This window comes from Janthinobacterium tructae (genome assembly GCF_006517255.1).
GTDB lineage: Bacteria > Pseudomonadota > Gammaproteobacteria > Burkholderiales > Burkholderiaceae_D > Janthinobacterium > Janthinobacterium tructae.
The window spans coordinates 4,303,163-4,326,727 of the sequence record NZ_CP041185.1; the positions used below are offsets into that span (position 1 = coordinate 4,303,163).

Consider the following 23,565-nt stretch of genomic DNA (forward strand, 5'->3'; position numbering starts at 1 on the left):
ACCTACGCCGGTCTTCCAGCCTGTGGTTTTCCCTGTATCCGCAACGAGAGTGAGCATGTCCGACTATCTGCTTGAAATGAAAGGCATCGTCAAACAGTTTGGCGGTGTCCGCGCGCTTGACGGCATCGACCTGCAGGTGCGGGCCGGCGAGTGCATCGGCTTGTGCGGCGAGAATGGCGCCGGCAAGTCGACCCTGATGAAGGTGCTGTCCGGCGTCTATCCGCATGGCACCTGGGATGGCGAGATCCTGTGGGAGGGCCAGCCCCTGCGCGCGCAATCGATCCGCGACACGGAAGACGCGGGCATCATCATCATCCACCAGGAACTGATGCTGGTGCCGCAGCTGTCCGTGGCCGAGAATATCTTCATGGGACGCGAGCTCACCCTGCCCGGCGGGCGCATGCATTACGCGGCCATGTACAAGCGCGCCGACGAGCTGCTGCGCGAACTGAAAATTCCCGAACTGAACGTGGCGCAGCCCGTGATGAATTACGGCGGCGGCCACCAGCAGCTGGTGGAAATCGCCAAGGCGCTCAACAAGAATGCGCGCCTGCTGATTCTCGACGAACCGTCGTCGTCGCTGACGGCGTCGGAAATCGCCGTGCTGCTCGATATCCTGCGCGCCCTGAAAGCCAAGGGCGTCACCTGCATCTACATTTCGCACAAGCTCGATGAAGTGGCGGCCATCTGCGACACCATCGTCGTCATCCGCGACGGCAAGCATATCGCCACCACACCGATGGCGCAGATGAACGTCGAGCGCATCATCGCGCAGATGGTGGGCCGCGAAATGAGCCAGCTGTACCCGCAACGCGCGCAGCCGGCACCTATCGGCGAAGTGCTGTTCGAGGCGCGCCACGTGAGCTGCATCGATGCCGACAACCCGCAGCGCAAGCGCGTCGACGACGTGTCATTCAGCCTGCGCCGTGGCGAGATCCTCGGCATCGCCGGCCTGGTGGGGGCGGGGCGCACGGAGCTCGTCTCGGCGCTGTTCGGCGCCTACCAGGGGCCGTGCCAGGCCGAAGTGTGGCTTGATGGCCGCCGCATCGATACCAGCTCTCCGCAAAAGGCGATTGCCATGGGCCTGGCCATGGTGCCGGAAGACCGCAAGCATCACGGCATCGTGCCGGACCTGGACGTGGGGCAGAACATCACCCTGGCCGTGCTGGAGACATTCGCGCGCGCCACGCGCATCGATGGCGAGGCGGAATTGACGGCCGTGCGCGGCGAGATCGCCCAGCTGGAACTGAAGGCGGCCAGCCCGTCGCTGCCCATCACGAGCCTGTCGGGCGGCAACCAGCAAAAGGCCGTGCTGGCGAAGATGCTGCTGACGCGCCCGCGCGTGCTGATCCTCGACGAGCCCACGCGCGGCGTCGATGTGGGCGCCAAATATGAAATCTACAAATTGATGCTGGCGCTGGCCGACCGGGGCGTGGCCATCATCATGGTCTCGTCGGAACTGGCCGAAGTGCTGGGCGTGTCGGACCGCGTGCTGGTGATGGGCGAAGGCCGGTTGCGCGGCGACTTTATCAACGATGGCCTGAGCCAGGAAACCGTGCTGGCGGCGGCGCTGGACCAGCGTCCGGCGCCCGCCACCAACACCGCTAACAAGGAACCCGCAGCATGAAACCGCACAGTATCAAACAGCTGTTCACCCAATACAAGATGCTGGCCCTGCTGATCGCCGTAGCGCTGATCTGGGCCTTCTTTTCGTGGAAGACGCAGGGCAGTTTCCTCACGCCGCGCAACCTGTCGAACCTGCTGCGCCAGATGTCCGTCACCGGCATCCTCGCCTGCGGCATGGTGCTGGTGATTATCGCCGGCGAGATCGACCTGTCGATCGGCTCCCTGCTGGGGCTATTGGGCGGCATCGCCGCCGTGCTGGACGTGACGCAGCACTGGCCGCTGGCGCTGAACCTGGCGGCCGTACTCGGCTGCGGCCTGGTGATCGGCCTCTTGAATGGCTACCTGACGGCGTACCGGGGCATTCCGTCCTTCATCGTCGGCCTGGGCGGCATGCTTGCGTATCGCGGCGTCCTGCTGGGCATCACGGGCGGCATCACGATCGCGCCCGTCTCCGAGCCGATGGTCTACCTGGGGCAGGGTTACCTGCCCGCGGTGCCCGGCATCGTGCTGGGCGTCGGCCTGTTCCTGCTGGCCGCCTTCCTGACGTGGCGCGCGCGCGCCAGCCGCGCGCAGCATGGCTTGCCGCAGACGGCGCCCTGGGCCGACGGCTTGCGCCTGGCCGTCATCGGCGCCGTGCTGTACGCCTTCGTGCAAACCCTGAACGGCTATGAAGGCATCCCGCTGCCCGTGCTGTTGCTGCTGGCCTTGCTGGGACTGTTCAGCTACATCACCAGCCAGACCGTGTTCGGCCGCCGCATCTACGCCGTCGGCAGCAATATGGAGGCGACGCGTTTGTCCGGCATCAACGTGAAAGCCGTCAAGCTGTGGATCTTCGGTATCATGGGCCTGATGTGCGCGCTGGCGGGCCTGATCAACACGGGCCGCCTGGCGGCCGGTTCGCCCTCGGCCGGCACCTTCAGCGAACTCGATGCCATCGCCGCCTGCTTCATCGGCGGCACTTCGATGCGCGGCGGCTCGGGCACCGTGTACGGCGCCCTGATCGGCGCGCTGGTCATGGCCAGCCTCGATAACGGCATGTCCATGCTGGACGTGGACACTTACTGGCAGATGATCGTGAAAGGCAGTATCCTCACTCTCGCCGTGTGGGTCGATGTTAGCACGCGCGCGGGGCGTAGATAGCGGGGAACCTCGATAAACCTACTGCGCGTCCCACTATCGCCTCTGCGTTGCTCAGCGTACCTTCGTACGCTTGCGCTACTCAAGGCGATATTGGACCGCTCGCTACGGTTTTTCGAGGCCCCGAAAGGCCTAGCCGCCACATGGAGGAGACACCAGCATGAAGTTACCGACCGCGCACCGGATCGCGCTGCTGTTTAACGGCAATAAAATCTACGACCGCGACATCATCGCGGGCATCGCCGCCTACCTGAACACCACGCGCGTGTCGTGGGACCTGTTCCTGGAAGAGGATTTTCGCTGCCGCCTGCCCGGCATCGAGCGCTGGCAGGGCGACGGCATCATCGCCGATTTCGACGATCCCGCCGTCTGCGCGGCGCTGGCGCACAGCCGCCTGCCCGTGGTGGCCGTGGGCGGCTCGTATGCGCGCGCCGAGGATTACCCGGCTGGCATCCCGTACGTGGCGACCGATAATTTCAAGATCGTCAAGCTGGCCTACGAACACCTGGTGGAAGCGGGATTGAGCCGCTTTGCCTGTTTCAGCCTGCCCGAGGCCGATGTCAACCGCTGGGCGCAGGAGCGCGAAACGGCGTTTTGCGCGCTGATGGAGCGCGACCACATGCGCGCCGACGTGTATCGGGGCGTCGCCACCAGCGCGCCCTCGTGGGATGAAGCGGTGGAGCAGCAGATCGCCTGGCTCAACAGCCTGGAAAAACCCGTCGGCATCATCGCCGTCAGCGACGCGCGCGCGCGCCAGCTGCTGCAAGCCTGCATGCATGCGGGCATCGCCGTGCCGGAGCAAGTGGCCCTGATCGGCATCGACAACGACCCGCTGGCGCGCATGCTCACGCGCATTCCATTGAGTTCCGTGATCCAGGGCACCGAGGAAATGGGCCGCACCGCGGCGCATTTGCTGCACCAGATGTTGAATGGCGCGCGCCTGTCCGGCACGCGCATCCTGGTGCCGCCGGCCGGCCTGAACGTGCTTGCTTCCACGCGCCACCAGCCCTTCCAGCACCCGCAGGTGATGCAGGCGCGCCATTTCATCCGTCAGTACGCCTGCCAGGGCATCAAGACGGAGCAGGTAGCCGATTACGTGGGCGTGTCGCGTTCCTCGCTCGAAGCGCACTTCCGCCAGGAACTGGGGCGCAGCGTGCACGATGAAATCCTGCATTTCAAGCTCGATGCGGCCAAGACCCTGCTGGCGCGTGGGCCGGGGCAGGTGGCCGAGGTGGCAGTGCGTTGCGGCTTTACCACGGTGCAGTACATGCACGCCGTCTTCAAGCGCGAACTCGGCTGCACGCCGCGCGAATTCCAGCAGCGCAGCGGGCCACCGCCATGACGATTTTTACCTTGCACAATACGCGCGGCATGCGCGTGGCCATCGACGCGCACGATGCCAGCGTGCGGGCCTGGTGGGCACCCGACCGCTATGGCCGCCTGGCCGATGTGCTGGGCGCTGCGCCCCCTGCTGCGCGGTTGTCCACGGGTTGGCGGTGCGCGCCACCGGAGGACGGCCACTTGCTGCTGCACCTGGCGCACGACGGCCTGTCGGTGCGCCTGGCCTACCGGCTTGACGACGATGGCAGCTTGCACCTCGACTGCGCCGCCACGGCCGATACCATTTCCCGTTTCGCGCTTGCCGCGCCGCGCTTCAATTTGCAGGGAAGGGGGGCTGCCGTGGCCGACCATGTGCTGCGCCTGGCCGCCGACCATTATTGGCCTTGGCCAGGCCGCTGCGCCAGCGATGCTCTGCTCGATGTGGCGGGCAGCGCGTTTGACTTTCGCCAGCCGGCGCCGCTCGCATCGCGCCTGGCCTGGCCCGCGCTGGTGAACTTGCCGGGATTTGGGCATGACTTTTACTGGACCGGCAGCGGCCAGCTGCGCGAGGTGGCGCGGGTTGCCGATCCCGCGTCTGGCCGGGTCTTGCGTTTTTCCAGTAGCCAGGACAGCTGCCATCTGTCTTCCGATGCACGCTGTTTTTCCCTGCTGGCGCGGGGCGTGCAATTGCAGCCGGGACAGCTGATGCGCTTCACGCTAGCCTACCGTTTGGGCGTGCAGGATCTCGACGCGTTTGACATATCCGAACCGGTATCAATGATGTCAAATAAGTGATTGGTCAGATATGCGGGGCAGTTCTACCATGGGGTAGTTTTCCCCTCATTTATTTTTGTCCTGACCGACGCTGCGAACCTGCCCATGAACATACTCACCATCGATGCCGGCACCACCAATACGCGTACCTTGCTGTGGCGCGCAGGCGCTGTCGTCGCCCAGGCGCAGCTGGAAACGGGCGTGCGCAATACCGCCATCGATGGCCATAACGGCGCGCTGAAACAGGCGCTGCGCGACACCATCGCCAGCGTGCTGGCCAGTGCGGGCATCGCGCCATCCGAGGTGGACCTGGCGCTGGCCTCGGGCATGATCAGCTCGCCCATGGGGGTGCAGGAAGTGGCGCATGTGCCGGCGCCCGCCGGCCTGGCCCAGCTGGCGCAAGGCATGCAGGCGGTGGACTTGCCCGATGTGCTGGCGCAGCCCCTGTGGCTGATCCCCGGCGTGCGCAACCAGCATGGCGCCGTCGGCCTGCATAACGTCGAGGCGATGGACATGATGCGCGGCGAAGAGACGGAAGTCGTCGCGCTGCTCGAGCGCTTGCAATTGCGCGGTGCCGCGACCTTGATCATGCCCGGTTCGCATACCAAACTGATCAGCGTGGACGAGCAGCGCCGCATCCTCGGCTGCAGCACCACCATCGCGGGCGAGCTGCTGCAGGCGATCACGCAGCACACCCTGATCAAGCAATCGGTCGATGGCGGTTTTGCGCAAACCCTGGTGCCGAAAATGCTGCTGGCCGGCGCGGCCGCGGCGCAAAAAACGGGGCTGGCGCGCGCCTGCTTCAGCGTGCGCACCTTGGGCCAGTTCAGCGCTGTCGAATGCAATGAGCGGGCCAATTTCCTGATGGGGGCCGTCCTCAGCGGCGACTTGCTGGCGCTGCGCAACAGCACCGCCATCCAGATGCGGCCCGATACGCCGCTCGTCATTACCGGCAAGCCCATGCTGCGCCAGGCGCTCGGCTTGCTGATCGAAGAACACGGATTTTTTTATGGCAAGCGCATCATCGTCGACGACCAGCAGCAGGCAAATCTGGCCGGTCACGGTGCGCTGCTGATCGCCGCCGCGCGCGGCTTGATTTCCCGGCAGGAGACGGTATGAGTGACAACAAGAACAAGCGTCCCTTGCGTTCGCAAGCGTGGTTTGGCGGCGACGACAAGGACAGTTTTATTCACCGCAGCTGGATGAAGAACCAGGGCTATCCCGGTGACGCCTTCGATGGCCGTCCCGTCATCGGCATCTGCAATACCTGGTCCGAGCTGACGCCTTGCAATGGCCATTTCCGCGACCTGGCCGAGATGGTCAAGCGCGGCGTGCTCGAAGCGGGCGGCTTTCCCGTCGAATTTCCCGTCATGTCGCTGGGCGAGACGAATCTGCGGCCGACGGCCATGCTGTTCCGTAACCTGGCCAGCATGGATGTCGAGGAATCGATCCGCGCCAACCCGATCGATGGCGTGGTGCTGCTGACGGGCTGCGACAAGACCACCCCGGCGCTGCTGATGGGCGCGGCCAGCGTGGACTTGCCCACCATCGTGCTGTCGGGCGGCCCCATGCTGAACGGGAATTACCGCGGCAAACCGATCGGCTCGGGCACCGATGTGTGGAAGTTTTCCGAAGATGTGCGCGCCGGGCGCATGAGCTCAAACGAATTCAAGCAGGCCGAAGCGTGCATGTCGCGCTCCGCCGGCCACTGCATGACCATGGGCACGGCTTCCACCATGGCCAGCATGGTCGAGGCGCTGGGCGTGACCTTGCCCGGCAACGCCGCCATTCCCGCCGTCGATGCGCGCCGCAAGCTGCAGGCGCAACTGACGGGCCGGCGCATCGTCGACATGGTGCATGAAGACCTGAAACTGTCGCAGATCCTCACGCGCGACGCATTTGAAAACGCCATCATGGTCAACGGCGCCATCGGCGGCTCGACCAATGCCGTGATCCACCTGCTGGCAATCGCCGGGCGCATCGGCGTGGACATGCGCCTGGCCGACTGGGATCGCCTGGGCCGCGACATTCCCTGCCTGCTGAACCTGATGCCGTCGGGCCAGTACCTGATGGAGGATTTTTACTATGCGGGCGGCCTGCCCGTGATCATCCGCGACCTGCTGGGCAAATTGCATGGCGAAGCGCTCACCGTCACGGGTGCCAGCATGGCCGTCAACGTGGCCGAAGCGGAAAATTTCAATCCCGAGGTGATCACGCCGCTGGCGCAACCATTCAAGGACGAGGGCGGCATCGCCGTCCTGCAGGGCAACCTGGCCCCGCGCGGCGCCGTCATCAAGCCTTCGGCCGCTTCGCCGCAGCTGATGCAGCACCGTGGCCGTGCCGTCGTCTTCAACAGTATCGAGCACTATAAAAAAAGAATCGACGATCCCGCGCTTGATATCGATGCCAGTTGCGTGATGGTGCTGCAAAATTGCGGCCCGCAGGGCTATCCTGGCATGGCGGAAGTGGGCAATATGGGGCTGCCGAAAAAACTGCTGGAGCAGGGCGTGCGCGACATGGTGCGCATCTCGGATGCGCGCATGAGCGGCACGGCCTACGGCACGGTGGTGCTGCACGTGGCGCCGGAGGCGGCCGTGGGCGGGCCGCTGGCACTGGTGCGCGATGGCGACATGATTGAACTCGACGTGGCGGGACGGCGCTTGCACCTGGATGTCGACGAGGCCGAGCTGGCACGCCGGCGCGCAGAGTGGCGCGCACCCGAGCCGGCCATGAAGGGCGGCTACCAGTCCATGTACATCAGGCACGTGACGCAGGCCGACGAAGGCGCGGACCTGGACTTCCTCGTCGGTTGCCGTGGCTCGGCAGTACCACGCGAATCTCACTGAAAGAAGGAACAGACATGGGAACACGGGCCCAATTACTGGTCGATGCGCAGAATTTCCTGGGCGAGGGCGTGCGCTGGTGCGAACGCAGCGGCCGCGTTTTCTGGACGAATATCGAAGGCTGCCAGCTGCATGCGCTGGTGCTGGCGACGGGCGAACGCCAGAGCTGGGCCATGCCCGAGCGCCTGGCCTGCTTTGCGCTGACGCACAGCGACGACGTGCTGCTGTTGGGACTGGCCTCGCGCCTGGCGTGGTTTGACGCGCGTAGCGGGGCCGTCACGCCCTTGCACACGGTGGAGGGCGACTTGCCCATGACGCGCCTGAACGATGGCCGCTGCGACCGCCAGGGGCGCTTTGTCTTTGGCACGCTCGATGAGCGCCCCTGCCGCGATGCGATCGCCAGCTTTTACCGCCTCAACCTGGACTTGAGCCTGGAGCGCCTGCCGCTGCCGCCCATCGCCATCTCGAACAGTATCTGCTTCAGCATCGATGGCACGGCCATGTATTTTTGCGATTCGATGAAGAAGGCGATCTACCGCTGGGACGATTACCTGGGGGGCGACGCCAGCCGGGTGCGCGTGTTTGCCGTGCTCGATCCCGGCCCCGGCGCCGCCGACGGCGCGACCATCGATGCGCACGACCACTTGTGGAGCGCGCAATGGGGCGCGGGACGCGTATTGCGCTTCGCGCCGGATGGCGGCGTCGAGCGCGCGATCACCTTGCCCGTCTCGCAGCCCAGCTGCGTGAGCCTGGGTGGGCCGCACTACGACGAATTGTTCGTCACCACCGCTCAGGAGAGTTTGACACCGGCCCAGCTGGCGGGCGAACCGCTGGCCGGGGGATTGTTTCATGCGCGCCAGGTGGACGTGCGCGGTTTGCCGGAAGTGCGCTTTGGCGCCCTGCCGGCCTGACAGGAGAGAGCATATGCAAAAACATACGATTTTCGAGGGTATCCTTGCTCGGGGCATGGTCGGCATCGTGCGCGCCGGCTCGCCCGATGCGGCGCTGCAGATCGCCGAGGCGTGCATCGCCGGCGGCATCACGGCGCTGGAAGTGGCCTTCACCACGCCCGATACCCTGGGCGTACTGCGCACCCTGCGCGAACGCCATGGAGACGACGTGCTGCTGGGCGCGGGTACGGTGCTCGATACGGAGACGGCGCGCGCCGCCATCCTGGCCGGCGCCCAGTTCATCATTTCGCCCGGCGTGAACGTGGAAACGATCGCGCTGTGCCAGCGCTACCAGGTGCTGGCCATGCCGGGCGCGATGACGCCGACGGAGATCGTCACGGCCCTGCAGGCGGGCGCCGACATCGTCAAGGTCTTCCCCGCCGAGATGTTCGGCCCCGCCTACATCAAGGCCCTGCGCGCCCCCTTGCCGCAAGCGCCGTTGATGCCGACGGGCGGCGTGACGGTGGAGAACTTGCATGCATGGTTTGCCAGCGGCGCCGTGGCCGTGGGCATCGGCGGCAGCCTGAGTGGCCCGGGCGCCACGGGAGATTACGCGGCCGTGACGGCGCGTGCGCAGGCGTTCGTGGCGAAGATGGCGGCCGTGCGTTCTCAGAGTAAAAAACCGTAGCGAGCGGCAGTGAGTTGTGGCTGAGAAGCGGAGCTGTGCGAATGCACAGTGAGCATCGGAGGCCGCAAATCGCGTCGCGCAGTAGGTTTTTTCTGCTACGCTAGGCGTGCAATGTCGCACGCCCAACTACAGAAACCATGTCCAACATCGCCCGCATCTTGCAAGACAGCCGCATCATCGCCATCGTCGGCATGTCCGACAAGCCCGAACGCGCCAGCCATGAAGTGGCAGATTACCTGCTGCAGCATGGCTACCGCGTGTTGCCCGTCAATCCGGCCCTCGCCGGCAAGGAAGTGCTGGGCCAGCGCGCCTATGCCACCCTGACGCAGGCTGCCGCTGCCGTGGCGCCGGCGCGCATCGACATCGTCGACTGCTTCCGCAAGTCCGAGGATATCCTGCCCATCGCCGAGGAAACCATCGCCGTCAAGGCAGGCTGCTTGTGGCTGCAGCTCGATATCATCAACGAGCAGGCGGCGCAGCTGGCGCGGGCGGCTGGCCTGGACGTGGTGATGGACCACTGCACAAAAATTGAGCACCGCAAGCTGGCGGTGGCAGCATGAAGGCGCGCACGCAATTTCGCGCTGGCCAGGGCTTCGAGCTGAGCGAGGAATTCGCCGGCAAGCGCCTGCTGGGCGCCGCCACCAAGGCGGCCAACAAGAAGCTCACGCCTGCCCAGTGCAAGGCCCTGGACCGCGAGGAAACCGTGGCCCTGACGGCGCAGATCGCCGAGTGCCAGAGCATGCTGTATGCGCAGCACAAGAAAAAAGTGCTGCTGGTCCTGCAGGGCATGGATACCTCGGGCAAGGATGGCACTGTCAAGGCCATTTTCAGCAATATCAACCCGATGGGCATCCGCGCCGTGGCGTTCAAGGGCCCCACCGATATCGAACTGGCGCACGATTACCTGTGGCGCGTGCACCAGCACGTGCCCGTCAAGGGCGAGATCGCCATCTTCAACCGCAGCCACTACGAAGATGTGCTGATCACGCGCGTGCAGGACATGATCGACAAGGCCGAATGCCAGCGCCGCTACGCGCAGATCCGCGATTTCGAGCGCATGCTGAGCGAAACGGGCACCGTCATCCTGAAAGTCTTCCTGCATATCTCGAAGGACGAGCAACGTGGAAGGCTGCAGGAGCGGCTTGACGATCCCGACCGCCAGTGGAAGTTCGATCCCAACGATATCGCCCAGCGCAAGAAGTGGGATGGCTACCAGCGCGCCTATGAAACGGCGATCCGCGAGACCGATGCCGATCACGCGCCGTGGTACGTGGTGCCATCGAACTCCAAGACGCAGCGCAACCTGGTGGTCGCCTCGCTGCTGCTGGAAACGCTGCAGGGCATGAAGCTGGAGTACCCGGCGCCGGACCCGAAACTGTCGTCTTTCAAGGTCGAGTAGAGGCGAGGGCAATTCAGCGCTGCGCCTGCGGAATCGGCCGCGCTGTGGCATAGTATCCCTCGTCGATAATTCAAACCAGACCGGAGATCCATATGCTGCAGTTGAAAGATCCTACCTTGTTGCGTCACCAGGCTTACGTGAATGGAGCCTGGGCGGATGCCGATGGTGGCCAGACGATTAATGTGAGCAATCCCGCCACCGGCGAGCATATCGGCACGGTGCCACTGATGGGTGCAGCCGAGACGCGCCGCGCCATCGAGGCGGCCAATGCCGCCTGGCCTGCCTGGCGCAAGAAGACGGCCAAGGAACGCGCGGCCGTGCTGCGCCGCTGGCATGACCTGATCCTGGAAAACGCCGACGACCTGGCGCTGATCATGACCACCGAGCAGGGCAAGCCCTTGCCGGAAGCGAAGGGCGAAGTGCAGTTCGGCGCCTCGTTCATCGAGTGGTTTGCCGAAGAAGGCAAGCGCGTGGCGGGCGATACCCTGCAATCGCCGTGGCCGGACCGCCGCCTGGTCATCACCAAGGAGCCGATCGGCGTGTGCGCCGCCATCACGCCGTGGAACTTCCCCGCCGCCATGATCACGCGCAAAGTCGGCCCGGCCCTGGCCGCCGGCTGCCCGATGGTCTTGAAACCGGCCGAAGCGACGCCGTTTTCCGCGCTGGCGCTGGCCGTGCTGGCCGAGCGCGCGGGCGTGCCTGCGGGCGTGTTCAGCATCGTCACCGGTGCGCCGAAAGACATCGGCGGCGAAATGACCTCGAACCCCATCGTGCGCAAGCTGACGTTTACGGGCTCGACCCAGGTGGGCCGTTTGCTGGCCGAGCAATGCGCGCCGACGATCAAGAAACTCTCGCTGGAACTGGGCGGCAATGCGCCATTCATCGTCTTCGACGACGCCGACCTGGATGCGGCCGTGGAAGGCGCCATCGCCTCGAAATACCGCAACGCGGGCCAGACTTGCGTGTGCGCCAACCGCCTGTACGTGCAGGACAGCGTGTATGACGCGTTCGCCGAAAAACTGGTGGCCGCCGTGGCCAAGCTGAAGGTGGGCAATGGCATCGAGGCGGGCGTCACGCAAGGCCCGCTGATTGACGCCAAGGCCGTGGCCAAGGTGGAAGAGCATGTGGCCGATGCATTGGCCAAGGGCGGTCGCCTGCTGGCCGGCGGCAAGCGCCATGCGCTGGGCAATGGCTTCTTCGAGCCGACCATCATCGCCGACGTGACGAACGACATGCGCGTGGCCACCGAAGAAACCTTCGGCCCGCTGGCGCCGCTGTTCCGCTTCAAGACCGATGATGAAGTCATCGCCCTCGCGAACAACACGGAATTCGGCCTGGCCGCCTACTTCTATTCGCGCGACATCGGCCGCATCTGGCGCGTGGCCGAAGGCCTGGAAACGGGCATGGTCGGCGTCAATACGGGCCTGATCTCGAACGAGATCGCGCCCTTCGGCGGCGTCAAGCAATCGGGCTTGGGCCGTGAAGGGTCGACCTATGGTATCGAAGATTATTTAGTCATCAAGTACATCTGCATGGGCGGTATCTAAGGCAGCTTAACGTGAGCCGCGGCGCGCGGCAAGGCGGTCCAGCATGCCCTTGACCGCTTGCATCTGCGTGCCGCTCTTGCGGTAGAAATCCGGGTCGATCGGATTGATGCTGGTGTAGCCCCAGAAATCCCAGCAGCCTTTCGGGTTGTACGGGTAGACGGGGCTCGGTTCGGCTTGCGGATACAGCACGATGATCTTGTTGGCATCCGCCACCTGGTTGTAGCCGGTGCTGGTATAGAAGCGGTCGCCGATCGCCTGCGTCGTTTGCAAACAGCCGTGGAACACCACGTGCACGCGGCAGCTCTCGCTGTCGCAGGCTTTCGGGATGTAGGCGTAGCCCGTATTGTTCATGCTGGAGTACGCGCTCTGGATGAAGCTGCGCTGGTTGAATGCGATCAGCTTGCCCGTCAGGGTGGTCGACGACGGTTGCAGGTCCGGGTACAGGTGCTGCAGGATGTCGCGCGCCTGCACGAAGTCGCAGTCGTTGATGAAGGGGGACGCCGTCACGTCGCAGGCCTTGTCCTGGTTGTTGTCGGTGATGATGGCATGGCCCGCGCCGACCGTATCGACGAAGCGGATCTGCGCCGCCGGCGTGCCCGCCAGTTGATAGAATTTTCCCACCTGCTCCACCACCGGCCGCGTCACGGTCTGGTCTTTCGTTCCGCTGAACAGATATACGCGCTGGCGTTTCAGGTTGGCCGTGTCGTCGATGAGACGGGCGCGCGCAAAATCGTTCGCCGCGCGCAGCAATTCGCTGGCCACGGGCGGCGCCACCTGTGCACTGCCCGGATTCATGCAGGTGGTCAGGGCATTTGTCAGGTAGGGAATGTAGGGAAAGCGGCCCGGCTGGCCCGAGCAGAAATACGGGCCGCCGGCGATGATGCCGGCGCCGGCCACCGTGGCCGAGTAGGCGACGGCAAATTGCGCCGCCATGAAGCCGCCCGAGGACAGGCCCGATACGGTGGTCTGGCTCAGGTCAGCCTGGTAGGCGGGCAGGGCGGCGGCATCCTTGCTCGCGGCGGGCTTGACGGCTTTGGCGGCCGTGGCGGCGTGCGCGCCGCCAGGCGCCAGGATGAGCAGGCTGGCGGCCAGCAGGGTGGTGGTGAATGCGGTCAGGTGCGGGAAGGGCATGGTGACTCCACAAGGCAAGGGCAGGAAGGCCGAGCATAGGTAAAAAAACTGTGCGTTGGGCAAGTACTGCACTGTCGTTGATGTCGCTCAAGCTATCGCTGTTGTTGTGGCCCGCATGCGCGTGCGCGGCGTTTGACATAGAATGGTTTTTTTCCGTTCAACCATGGTGCCCCTCATGTCCAAGACCCTTGCCCAGCTGTTTGCACTGACTACCCTTGCCGCCGGCGCCAGCCTGGCCATGCCGGCCCATGCCGCCGACACCGCACCAGCTGCCGCCGCGCCAGCGGCCTGTCCCGCCATCCTCAAGCAGACCTTCAACCGCCTGCAGGATGAAGCGCCGCAAAACCTGTGCCAGTACGCGGGCAAGGTCGTGCTGGTGGTGAATACGGCCAGTTATTGTGGTTTTACCAATCAATATGAAGGTCTCGAAGCGCTGTACGCCAAGTACGGCAGCAAGGGCCTGGTGGTGCTGGGCTTTCCATCGAATGATTTCGGCAAGCAGGAGCCGGGCAACAGCAAGGAAATCGCCGATTTTTGCTATAACACCTATGGCGTGAAGTTCCCCATGTTCGCCAAATCGGTGGTTTCCGGTCCCTCGCCGAATCCGCTGTACGTGGACCTGATCAAGCAGACGGGCAAGACGCCGGCCTGGAATTTCCATAAATACCTGATCGATCGCCACGGTAAAGTGGTGGAAAGCTTCCCCAGCAAGGTGACGCCGGACGACAAGAAACTCGTTGGCGCGGTGGAAAAAGCGCTGGCGCTGTAAGTTGCCGACACACAAGCAGGCTTGATCGCCTGCTTTTTTTTAATGCTGCGCTTGTCGTCTTGGCATCATTGTCCTAAGCTGGTTGTTCGCGTTTGTCACAACAAAGGAGAACATCATGGCGTATGTCGATGGATTTGTGGTGCCCGTACCGAAAGCCAAGCTCGATGCCTACCTGGCCATGTCGCGTGCCTGCGGCGCCGTCTGGCGCGAATATGGCGCGCAGGAATTTCGCGAATGCGTGGGCGACGATGTCAAGCCAGGCAAGCTGACCTCGTTCCCGCAGGCCGTGGACTTGCAGGATGGCGAAGTGGTGGTGTTTTCCTGGATCGTGTTCGAATCGCGCGCCAAACGCGATGAAATCAACGACAAGGTCATGCAAGACCCGCGCCTGGCCGAGATGATGGATCCGGCCAAGCTGCCGTTCGATGGCAAGCGGATGATATACGGCGGCTACGAGATGCAAGTTGACATCAAGTAATCAGTTTTGCTGCCAACGCCCCGCGCAGCGCATTGCACACCACGATGGCTTCCGCTTGCGCCAGCATGGGACGCGTGATGACGGTTTCCTGCGCGTCCCAGGCGGGGTCGGCCAGCATGGCCGCGCGCTGCACGCCGGGCAGCAGGCCGCAGGACAGGGGCGGCGTGTGCCAGCGGTCATCCAGCTTCACGAAGACATTGCTGCGTCCACCCTCGGTCAGCTCGCCCCGTTCGTTAAAGAACAGCATGTCGAAGCCGCCTTGCGCCTCGGCCGCGCGCCAGGCTGCGTCGTAGCGCGCGCGCACGCTGCTCTTGTGGCGCAGGAACAGGTCGTCCGCTGTGGTGGCGTCGGGCGCCAGCATGACTGTTACGGTGTCCGGCAAGGTGCTGAGCGCACCGCTTTGCACTGTGAACCGGCCATCCTGGCGCAGCGCCAGGCGCAGGCGGAAGGGCGCATCGTCGGGGTGCGCCGCGCAGGCCGCCTGCAGTGCGGCGCGGGCGGCCTGCGCATCCCAGATAAAACCGAAGTAGGCGCAGGAGGCGGCCAGGCGCGCCAGATGGCGCTCCTGCTGGCGGCAGCCATCGTTGCGGCTGGCGTGCAGGGTTTCGAACAGTTCGAAGTCGTTCGTGAGGCCCGTGAGGAAGCGGGCCTTGAGCTGGCACTCCGCAAATTCATCGTGCGGGTCGCTGTCGAGCACGATGCCGGCGCCCACGCCCATTTCGCCGCGTCGCATGCCGCCAGGGCCAGCCGCTTGCAGGGCCAAGGTGCGGATCGGTACGGACATGCAGAAGTCGCCCACGGCGTGAGCGGCGCCGGCGGCTGGTGGATCGAACCAGCCGATGGCGCCCGTATAGATGCCGCGTGGTGCGGGTTCCAGTTCGGCGATGATTTCCATGGTGCGCCGTTTCGGCGCGCCCGTGATCGAGCCGCAGGGATACAAGGCCTGGAAGATGTCGGCCAGGCTGGCGTCGTCGCGCAGGCGCGCCTGCACGGTGGAGGTCATTTGCAGCACGCTGCTGTAGCGCGTCACCTGGAACAGGGCCGGTACCTTGACGGAGCCCGTGGCGGCGATGCGGCCGATGTCGTTGCGCAGCAGGTCGACGATCATTAGGTTTTCCGCGCGATTCTTCGGATCATTGGCCAGCGCCCTGGCGCGGTGCGCATTTTCTTCCACCTGTTCGGCAGGAGCGGCCGGCGCCGTGCCTTTCATGGGACGCGCCGTCAGCTCGCCTTGCGCATGGCGCACGAACAGCTCCGGCGACAGCGACAGCAGGGCGCCGCCATCGGGCAGCATCAGCAGCGCGCCATACGGCACGGGCTGACGCGCGCGCAGCCGCGCATACAGGGCCAGGGGCGAACCGAAGGCGTCGAAGCGCAAACGATAGGTGTAGTTGACCTGGTAGGTGTCGCCGGCAACGATGTAGTCGTGGATGCGCTGCAGCGCGCGTGTGAATTCGGCTTGATCCACATTTGCGTGGATAGCGGCCACGCCGGACGGCGCGGTATCCACGCGTGCGTCCAGCCACTGCTGCACCTCGTCTTGCGACAGCTGCGTGCAATGCTCAAAGACGAGCACTTGCGCCAGCGGCGGCGCGCCGGGGCCGGCCGCGCGCGGCGGCATGGCCAGCAAGTGCGCGCCCAACTCGTAGCTGCACACGCTGACGGCGTACTGGCCGCGTTCCAAGGCCCCTTGCAGCCCTTCGAGCAGGGCCGGCCACTGCTCCCCCTCGGTGCACCGCAAGACCGCCGCCAGGCCCGTGTACAGGCGCGAACCGGCGCCGGGTGTGCTGGCGTCGTCGAGCAGGGCGAAACAGTCGGTATGCATGGGGACAGCCGCGGTGGTGACTTACCCCAGCAGCATGGCGATTTGCAGCGCCGCGTCCTGGGATGGATTGATCTTGAAGCCGCTCTTGGCGTAGCGGTGCCAGCGTCCGATGACGAAGCCGACGATCAGGGTGGCGCGCGCTGCCACTTCGCTTTCCTTGCCATGGCCTTCGGCGGCAGCCACGCGCAAGGCCTGCTTGAGCGCCAGTTCCACGCGGTCGTAGAACTGGTTCATGCGCACTTGCAGGCGCTCGTCCTCATTCACCAGCGCATCGCCGATCAGCACGCGCGTCATGCCCGGATTGCTGATGGCGAAATTGAGCAGCATGCCGACGATGTCGCGCGTCTGCGTCATGCCGTCGCTGTGCTTTTCCGCGATCTGGTTGATCAGGCCGAAAACGCTCGACTCGATGAATTCGATCAGTCCTTCGAACATTTGCGCCTTGCTGGCGAAATGGCGGTACAGGGCCGCTTCCGACACGGCCAGTCTGGCCGCCAGTGCGGCAGTGGTGATCTTTTCGCCTTTCGGCTGCTCCAGCATTGCGGCGAGGGCCTGAAGAATTTGTAGCCTGCGTTGGCCCGGCGGTGTGCTTGCCATATTTTCTCTTGTCGTTAAAAAAAAGCTGTCTTGATGGGGCGTTCCGTCACCGCCGCTAGCGGTGTGGCTTCCGGCGTCAACCGGAAGCCCAGGAGTCCCCTTCAGCGCAGACGGTGAAGGCGGCGTGCCAAATGCCGGACAGATTTTACTTTGACATCGACGTAAGCGGGGCGATTTAACGCTCTGGGCAGCTTTGCCACGCCGATCGGATCGGCCATTTTCAGGTATTGCGTGACCCAGGCCGTGCGCAAGCCCAGTCTTTTTGCGCCCTTCAGGTTGGCCAGGGTGTCTTCCACCAGGATGCAGCGGCCAGGGCGGATCTGATGCTTGCGCATCAGTTTGCGCAGCATCAGGGTCGATGGCTTGGGCCGCAGCTGGCGGTGCACATGCATCGCCTCGATGGCGATATGCTGCGCAAAGTGCCGGTGCAGGCCCAGATGGCGCATCACGTCGCTCGAGTAGCGCAGCGGCGCGTTGGTGAGTAAAATTTTACGGCCAGGCAGGCGTTTTAGTAAAGCCCCCAGCCCCCGCTCGGCGCGTATCATGGCGCGCAAATCGTCGAACGCGTGCGTCTCGTGGAGGAAGTGCGCTGCCTGCACCTGATGATGCTTGACCATGCCCAGCAAGGTGGCGCCATAGCGGCGCCAGTAGGCCGCGCGCGCCGCATTGACGATGGCGTCGTCGGCCGGCGTCACACCGTCGCCCAGTACGCGGGCAATATACGTGTTCATATTGGCCGTGATGGTGGGGAAGATGGCGTGCGAGGCATTGTGCAGCGTGTTGTCGAGGTCAAACAGCCAGACCGGCGACGAGCGGTTAAGATGGGACACAGGCACAGGAGTCTTTAGGCAAGATGATAAGCAAGATGAAAAATTCAACAATCAGGAAAACCATGCGACGCCAGATTATAGTGATGTTTTGCGGATTATTCTTGCTGCCGTTGCCAGCGGCCTTCGCCGAAGTGCCGCCCGTGGCGCAAAACCGGGGCGCCCTGTTCAAGATCCAGGACGGGGGCCACTCCCTGTATTTGTTCGGCACGATCCACGTTGGCGCACCCGACTTTTATCCGCTCGAGCCGACGGTGACGCAGGCATTGGAAGGCGCCGGGGCACTGGCGCTGGAGATCGATCCCGGCGCCGACCCGCGCGCCGCCTTGGGCGCCGTGCTGAAATACGGCATGGAGGCGCCGGGCAGCCAAGTGCCGGCCGATTGCCGCCAGACCCTGGCGCCGCGTCTGGCGCCGTTGTTGAAAAAATACGGTATAGCGCCCGAAGCGGTGGCGCCGATGAAACCGTGGATGCTGGCCAGCATGCTGGCCATCGGCGAGTTTTCCACACTCGGCTACCGCTCCGACCTGGCGGTCGACAATTATCTGTCGCAGCAGGCCAGGGCGCGCAAGATCCCTGTGGTGGAACTCGAATCGATGGAAGGCCAGCTGGCGCTGTTTGGCGCCATGACGCCGCTCGACCAATGCCGCTTCCTGGAAGATGGCGTGGCCTCGATCGAGGACCAGGAACAAAGCCAGGAAGCGCGCGAGATCGCCAACGCCTGGCGCACGGCCGACGCGGCAGCCTTCGACAAGCTGGCCGCCAAAGCGGCGACAGACCCGTCGTTTTCCGCGCAGTTCGTGCAAAAAGTGCTGCTCGACGGCCGCAACCCGGCCCTGGCCGACGGCATCGCCAAACTGCTGGCGCGCGAAAAGCACAGCCTGGCCGCCATCGGCGTGCTGCACCTGGTCGGAACGAAAAGCGTGCCGGATTTATTGCGTCAAAGGGGCTTGAAGGTCGTGCGGGTGTATTGAAACGCGCAGTAGATGCGGGCTACAGATAGCAGAGCAGATGGAAAAGTGTTCAGGGCAAGGCGTCCTGACGAAGACAGTACGAATGTACGGCGAGGAAGGACAACGCCGCCATGGACATTTTTTCAGCTGCGGGGAGATATAGTTGGTGCCCTTGACGTGGATCGAACACGTGGCCTCTCCCTTACCAAGGGAGTGCTCTACCACTGAGCTACAAGGGCATAAAAAATCGGCGCTGGGTGAATTGCGCCGAATTATTTTTTAGTGCGAACGGATCATAGTACCAAAAGCCTGCTCGGTCAACACTTCCAGCAATAATGAGTGTTCGATGCGGCCATCGATGATGTGCACCGTGTTCACGCCCGACTTGGCGGCGTCGAGCGCGGACGAGATCTTCGGCAGCATGCCGCCCGAGATCGTGCCATCGGCGAACATCTCGTCGATTTCACGCGCGGACAGGTCGGTCACCAGGTTGCCCTGCTTGTCCTGGACGCCAGCGATGTTGGTCATCATGATCAGCTTTTCCGCTTTCAGGATTTCCGCGATCTTGCCGGCTACCACGTCGGCGTTGATGTTGTAAGCCTGGCCATCCTGGCCAAAACCGATAGGCGAAATGATGGGAATGAAGGCATCGTCCTGCAGTGCCTTGACGACGGCCGGGTTGATCGCATCGATCTCGCCGACAAAGCCGATGTCGAGGAATTCGCCCGGATGTTCGCGGTCCGGCATCTGCATCTTGCGCGCGCGGATCAAGCCGCCATCCTTGCCCGTCAGGCCGACAGCCTGGCCGCCGTAATGGTTGATCAGCATGACGATATCCTGCTGCACTTCGCCGCCCAGCACCCACTCCACCACTTCCATGGTTTCTTCATCGGTGATACGCATGCCTTGCACGAAGGTGCCTTGCTTGCCGATTTTTTTCAGCGCGTTGTCGATCTGCGGTCCGCCGCCGTGCACCACCACCGGGTTCATGCCGACCAGCTTGAGCAGGATGACGTCGCGCGCGAAGCCGTGCTTCAGGCGTTCGTCCGTCATGGCATTGCCACCGTATTTGATGACGATGGTCTTGCCATGGAAATTGCGAATGTAGGGAAGGGCCTCGGCCAGAATCTGCGCCTTGATTTGCGGCGACACCGCCGTCAAGTCGTCATTCATGTCCAGGTTCAAGTTAGCTAGTTGATTCATGGCGAGTCCGGAAAATAGATTTGTGCGATTTTACAGGGAAGAAGAAAATCCTGGAGGCATTATAGGGTGATCTTGTTGTATTTTCCCTGATGATCCTATAGTCTGGCCCGATATGTCCCCCAGCCAGCCTTTTTACTGCCAGTTACATCTGCGTCGCACCCCGGTGCAGCATGACACACACTTGCCAATTCAAACACAGCCATGAGCGTATGCACTCTCTGTGGCGCCACCTTCCAGTGTGGCCAGACTGACCCGCAGGCCAGCGGACCATGCTGGTGCGTGGCCCTGCCGCCGGCCATGCCCGTGCCCGGTAGCGTCGCCGTGGGCTGCTGGTGTCCCGCCTGCCTGCAACAGCGCATCGCCGCCGTGACGCCCCCGGCGGCAACGCCGGCCAGATAAACGCATCGGCGCGCTTTTTCCTTTGCAAAAGACCTTGCATATTGTAGGGGAATACGGTCAGACTTCGATTTTTAAGAATTTCTTATAGGAAAGTTATGCGCTTCAGGGATATCCGCATCGGCGTGCGCATTAATGCCGGTTATGCCATTTTGATCGTGCTGATGCTGGTCGTCATCGTCCTGGCCGGTAGCCGCATCTATGCCATCCGCGCCGAGACCGACGATATCCTGCAGCGCGACTGGGTCGCCGCCAAGGCCACCAGCAAGATCCATGGACTGGCGCGCGAGGCGGCCACGCGCATCGGCAGCTTGCCGAACCAGCATGAATTGGCACGGCGCCAGGCGAACCAGGCACGTCTGGAAGCGATCAAGCAAGGCATCGATGAACAGGTGCGCATCCTCGATGGTCTCGATGCGCGGCCGGAAGAACGGCGCCTGCTGGAACGGATGCATCTGGCACGCGCCGATTACTATGTTTCGCTCAAGACGATCTTCGAACTGGTCGAGCGCGGCGAGGATGCTGCCGCGGAGCTGGCCATGCAGACACAGACCCTGCCGGTGCTGGAAAAAGTGCTGCTGTATGTGGGCCAGCTCGATGACTTGCAACAGCAACTGATACGCGACAGCGCGGCCAGGATACGCAACGATATCGATACGTCGCTGATCCTGATGGGCGGTATCGGGCTGGCAGCCCTGTTGATCGGCCTGGCCTTTGCCTGGTCGGCGCGCTCGATCACGCGTCCGCTGGGCGAGGCGGTGGCGATCGCTACGCGCGTGGCCAAAGGCGACTTCAGTTCTGTCATCGAAGTGACGTCGCGCGATGAGACGGGCGAATTGCTGCAGGCGCTGAAAAACATGAGTACCAACCTGGCCGTCGAGCAGGATCTGCGCCATGCCGTCGAAGTGGCCGAGGATGCGACCAAGATGAAGTCGGACTTCCTGGCCAATATGTCGCATGAGATTCGCACGCCGATGAACGGCATCATCGGCATGACCCACCTGGCGCTGCAGACGGAGCTCACCTCGACCCAGCGCAATTACCTGGAAAAGGTAGAGTCGGCGTCGAAGAACCTGCTGGCCATCATCGACGACATCCTCGATTTCTCGAAGATCGAAGCGGGCAAGATGGCCTTTGAAAAAGTCGATTTTTTCCTTGAGGACGTGCTGGCGCAGATCGCCGACCTGTCCGTGATGCGTGCCCAGGACAAGGGGCTCGAACTGCTGTTCGACATCGCCCCCGACGTGCCGAACGCCTTGCAGGGCGATCCGCTGCGCCTGGGCCAGGTGCTGATCAACCTGACCAACAATGCCATCAAATTTACGGACAAGGGCGAGATCGTCGTCAGCATCCGCTTGCAGCAGCTGGAAGAACATGCGGCGGTGCTGCGTGTCGACGTGCGCGATACGGGCATCGGCCTGACGCCGCCCCAGCGCAGCAAATTGTTCCAGGCATTTACCCAGGCCGACACCTCCACCACGCGCCACCACGGCGGCACCGGCCTGGGGCTGACCATCAGCAAGCGCCTGGTGGAAATGATGGAAGGCGAAATTGACCTGGTCAGCGAAGCGGGCGTGGGCAGCACCTTTTTCTTCACGGCCCGCTTCGGCCTGGCCGCCGTGCCGCGCGACAGCCTGCCAGTGCCGCCGCAGTTCCAGGGCCTGCGCGTGCTGGTGGTCGATGATAACCCCAGCGCGCGTGAAATTTTCGTCAGCATGCTGACGGCGCTCGGTTTCGATGCGCGTGCCGTGTTTGGCGGCGTGCTGGCCATCGGCGCCGTGGCGCAGGCGCGCACCGAGGGGCGCCCTTACGGGCTGGTGCTGATGGACTGGAAAATGCCGGGCATGAACGGCCTCGATACGCTGGCCGGCATCCGTGCCGATGCCGCCGGCATCGATGTGGCGCCGGCCTGTATCATGGTCACGGCCTTCCATCGGGAAGCACTGCTGGAGGCGGCGCGCCAGCGGGAATTGCCGCTCGATGGCGTATTGAACAAGCCGGTCAGCGCCTCGACCCTGCTCGACCAGATATCGTTCGTGTTTGGCGGCGTGACAGGGCAGAGTCGCAAGACGCAGCGCCAGAGCAGCTACCGCGACGACGAACGCGCCCTGCGCGGCGCCTGGCTGCTGCTGGTGGAGGATAACGAGGTGAATCAGGAAGTGGCGCAGCATATTCTCAACGATGCCGGCATCCGTGTCGACATCGCGAGCAATGGCGCCATCGCGCTGGCGAAGATCGAGGAAAACGCCTATGACGGCGTGCTGATGGATTGCCAGATGCCGGTAATGGATGGCTACCAGGCCACGCGCAAGCTGCGCCAGGATCCCCGTTATTCGGATTTGCCCGTGATCGCCATGACGGCCAATGCCATGGTCGGCGACAAGGAAAAATGCCTGGACGCCGGCATGAACGATTTCATCGCCAAGCCGATCGACGTGGCGCAGCTGTTCGGTACCCTGGCGCGCTGGATCGCGCCGGCTGCGCCGCAGGAAATGACGGTGGTGGTGGCGCAGCCGGAAGCGGAGCTGCCCGTGATCGCCGGCCTGAAAATGGCGGAGGCCATGCGGCGCGTGGGCGGCAATGCCACTTTGATGCGAAAATTGCTGGATCGTTTTGTGGAAACCCAGTTCGATGCCATGCAGCGCATCGTCGCCGCCATCGAGAACAACCAGCTCGAGACGGCAATCCGGGAAGCGCATACCCTGAAGGGCCTGGCCGGCAATATCGGCGCCGGTGGCCTGGCCGACAGCGCGGCGCGGGTCGAGCATTTGCTCAGCCTGGGATCGCATGACGGCTTGCCGCAGGCGCTGGCGGCCTGCACCCTGGCGCTCGACGAACTGGTGCCGAAGATCGTGCTGGCCATGCAGTCGCGCAGCAATGTGCCCGAGCCGGGCAACGCCGTGGCGGCACCGGTGGACCGGGCATACCTGGAGGCGGGCTTGCGCGAACTGTCGCAACTGCTGCAGCAGGACGATGCGCAAGCCGTCAAGCATCTCGATGGCATCGGTCCCGTGCTGGTCGCGGCCGGGCAGGCGGAACATGCGCGCCAGCTGAAGCGCATGCTGGGACAATACGATTTCGAAGGTGCGCTGGCGCAGCTGGGCGAGGTGGCCGATGCGCTGGAGCTGACACTGTGACAAGGATAACTATGCAGAGCGAAGG

General features: G+C 63.8%; 21 protein-coding genes and 1 tRNA gene. 16 read left to right on the plus strand and 6 right to left on the minus strand.

Annotated elements, in window-relative coordinates; genetic code table 11:
- Window positions 1-55 precede the first annotated feature (55 nt).
- The 11 genes from xylG to gabD all read left to right on the plus strand — a co-directional run bounded on the left by xylG (window position 56) and on the right by gabD (window position 12,224).
- A complete protein-coding gene (gene xylG / locus FJQ89_RS18820; protein WP_141171275.1) occupies window positions 56-1,627 on the plus strand; it encodes a D-xylose ABC transporter ATP-binding protein in 1,572 nt (523 codons plus the stop codon).
- Window positions 1,624-2,766: a sugar ABC transporter permease gene (locus FJQ89_RS18825; protein ID WP_141171276.1), complete on the plus strand. Its 1,143-nt coding sequence runs from the start codon at window positions 1,624-1,626 to the stop codon at window positions 2,764-2,766. The genes xylG and FJQ89_RS18825 overlap by 4 nt, the downstream gene beginning before the upstream one ends.
- Before the next feature lie 157 nt (window positions 2,767-2,923).
- The gene (locus FJQ89_RS18830) at window positions 2,924-4,105 is read left to right on the plus strand and encodes a XylR family transcriptional regulator (RefSeq protein ID WP_141171277.1); all 1,182 of its coding nucleotides are present in this window, start codon (window positions 2,924-2,926) and stop codon (window positions 4,103-4,105) included.
- On the plus strand, window positions 4,102-4,878 hold the full coding sequence (locus tag FJQ89_RS18835; RefSeq protein ID WP_141171278.1) for an aldose epimerase family protein: 777 nt from the start codon (window positions 4,102-4,104) through the stop codon (window positions 4,876-4,878). The genes FJQ89_RS18830 and FJQ89_RS18835 overlap by 4 nt, the downstream gene beginning before the upstream one ends.
- Before the next feature lie 84 nt (window positions 4,879-4,962).
- A complete protein-coding gene (locus FJQ89_RS18840; RefSeq protein ID WP_141171279.1) occupies window positions 4,963-5,976 on the plus strand; it encodes a 2-dehydro-3-deoxygalactonokinase in 1,014 nt (337 codons plus the stop codon).
- Window positions 5,973-7,703, plus strand: a complete 1,731-nt coding sequence (araD, locus tag FJQ89_RS18845; protein ID WP_141171280.1) for an L-arabinonate dehydratase — start codon at window positions 5,973-5,975, stop codon at window positions 7,701-7,703. Before FJQ89_RS18840 ends, araD begins: the two co-directional genes overlap by 4 nt.
- A 14-nt stretch (window positions 7,704-7,717) precedes the next feature.
- Window positions 7,718-8,611, plus strand: a complete 894-nt coding sequence (locus FJQ89_RS18850; RefSeq protein ID WP_141171281.1) for an SMP-30/gluconolactonase/LRE family protein — start codon at window positions 7,718-7,720, stop codon at window positions 8,609-8,611.
- A gap of 13 nt (window positions 8,612-8,624) precedes the next feature.
- Entirely contained in the window at window positions 8,625-9,278 is a 654-nt protein-coding gene (locus FJQ89_RS18855) for a bifunctional 2-keto-4-hydroxyglutarate aldolase/2-keto-3-deoxy-6-phosphogluconate aldolase (RefSeq protein ID WP_141171282.1), read from the plus strand.
- 137 nt (window positions 9,279-9,415) lie between these two features.
- Complete coding sequence (locus FJQ89_RS18860; protein ID WP_141171283.1) at window positions 9,416-9,838, plus strand: CoA-binding protein; 423 nt, start codon at window positions 9,416-9,418, stop codon at window positions 9,836-9,838.
- On the plus strand, window positions 9,835-10,677 hold the full coding sequence (locus FJQ89_RS18865) for a PPK2 family polyphosphate kinase (protein ID WP_141171284.1): 843 nt from the start codon (window positions 9,835-9,837) through the stop codon (window positions 10,675-10,677). The genes FJQ89_RS18860 and FJQ89_RS18865 overlap by 4 nt, the downstream gene beginning before the upstream one ends.
- Before the next feature lie 92 nt (window positions 10,678-10,769).
- Window positions 10,770-12,224, plus strand: a complete 1,455-nt coding sequence (gene gabD / locus FJQ89_RS18870; RefSeq protein ID WP_099761128.1) for an NADP-dependent succinate-semialdehyde dehydrogenase — start codon at window positions 10,770-10,772, stop codon at window positions 12,222-12,224.
- A 6-nt stretch (window positions 12,225-12,230) separates the two neighbouring features.
- Here the strand turns inward: gabD and FJQ89_RS18875 are convergent, their stop codons facing one another.
- Window positions 12,231-13,355, minus strand: coding sequence for an extracellular catalytic domain type 2 short-chain-length polyhydroxyalkanoate depolymerase (locus tag FJQ89_RS18875; protein ID WP_141171285.1), 1,125 nt, complete (start codon window positions 13,353-13,355; stop codon window positions 12,231-12,233).
- A 175-nt stretch (window positions 13,356-13,530) separates the two neighbouring features.
- On the opposite strand from FJQ89_RS18875, the gene FJQ89_RS18880 reads away from it, so the two are divergent.
- Together FJQ89_RS18880 and FJQ89_RS18885 are read left to right on the plus strand one after the other, a co-directional pair.
- The gene (locus FJQ89_RS18880) at window positions 13,531-14,124 is read left to right on the plus strand and encodes a glutathione peroxidase (RefSeq protein WP_141171286.1); all 594 of its coding nucleotides are present in this window, start codon (window positions 13,531-13,533) and stop codon (window positions 14,122-14,124) included.
- 115 nt (window positions 14,125-14,239) lie between these two features.
- Entirely contained in the window at window positions 14,240-14,602 is a 363-nt protein-coding gene (locus FJQ89_RS18885; RefSeq protein WP_141171287.1) for a DUF1428 domain-containing protein, read from the plus strand.
- Here FJQ89_RS18885 and pabB read toward each other — a convergent pair.
- The 3 genes from pabB to FJQ89_RS18900 form a co-directional block, all read right to left on the minus strand.
- The gene (gene pabB, locus FJQ89_RS18890; protein ID WP_141171288.1) at window positions 14,595-16,427 is read right to left on the minus strand and encodes an aminodeoxychorismate synthase component I; all 1,833 of its coding nucleotides are present in this window, start codon (window positions 16,425-16,427) and stop codon (window positions 14,595-14,597) included. The two genes, FJQ89_RS18885 and pabB, sit on opposite strands and share 8 nt — an antisense overlap.
- Before the next feature lie 21 nt (window positions 16,428-16,448).
- Window positions 16,449-17,024: a nucleoid occlusion factor SlmA gene (gene slmA, locus FJQ89_RS18895; RefSeq protein WP_141171289.1), complete on the minus strand. Its 576-nt coding sequence runs from the start codon at window positions 17,022-17,024 to the stop codon at window positions 16,449-16,451.
- Between the two features lie 101 nt (window positions 17,025-17,125).
- Window positions 17,126-17,860: a pyrimidine 5'-nucleotidase gene (locus FJQ89_RS18900; RefSeq protein ID WP_141171290.1), complete on the minus strand. Its 735-nt coding sequence runs from the start codon at window positions 17,858-17,860 to the stop codon at window positions 17,126-17,128.
- A gap of 95 nt (window positions 17,861-17,955) precedes the next feature.
- On the opposite strand from FJQ89_RS18900, the gene FJQ89_RS18905 reads away from it, so the two are divergent.
- Entirely contained in the window at window positions 17,956-18,825 is an 870-nt protein-coding gene (locus FJQ89_RS18905; protein ID WP_243136125.1) for a TraB/GumN family protein, read from the plus strand.
- Between the two features lie 143 nt (window positions 18,826-18,968).
- Here the strand turns inward: FJQ89_RS18905 and FJQ89_RS18910 are convergent.
- Window positions 18,969-19,043 (minus strand) — tRNA-Thr (locus FJQ89_RS18910).
- Between the two features lie 40 nt (window positions 19,044-19,083).
- A complete protein-coding gene (argB, locus tag FJQ89_RS18915; RefSeq protein ID WP_010393729.1) occupies window positions 19,084-19,977 on the minus strand; it encodes an acetylglutamate kinase in 894 nt (297 codons plus the stop codon).
- A gap of 231 nt (window positions 19,978-20,208) precedes the next feature.
- Here argB and FJQ89_RS18920 point away from each other — a divergent pair, with 231 nt between their 5' ends.
- Both FJQ89_RS18920 and FJQ89_RS18925 read left to right on the plus strand, forming a co-directional pair.
- Entirely contained in the window at window positions 20,209-20,406 is a 198-nt protein-coding gene (locus FJQ89_RS18920; RefSeq protein WP_141171292.1) for a cysteine-rich CWC family protein, read from the plus strand.
- 95 nt (window positions 20,407-20,501) lie between these two features.
- Window positions 20,502-23,540 (plus strand): response regulator, encoded by a 3,039-nt coding sequence (locus tag FJQ89_RS18925; protein ID WP_141171293.1) that lies wholly within the window; start codon window positions 20,502-20,504, stop codon window positions 23,538-23,540.
- The last annotated feature ends 25 nt before the right edge of the window (window positions 23,541-23,565 follow it).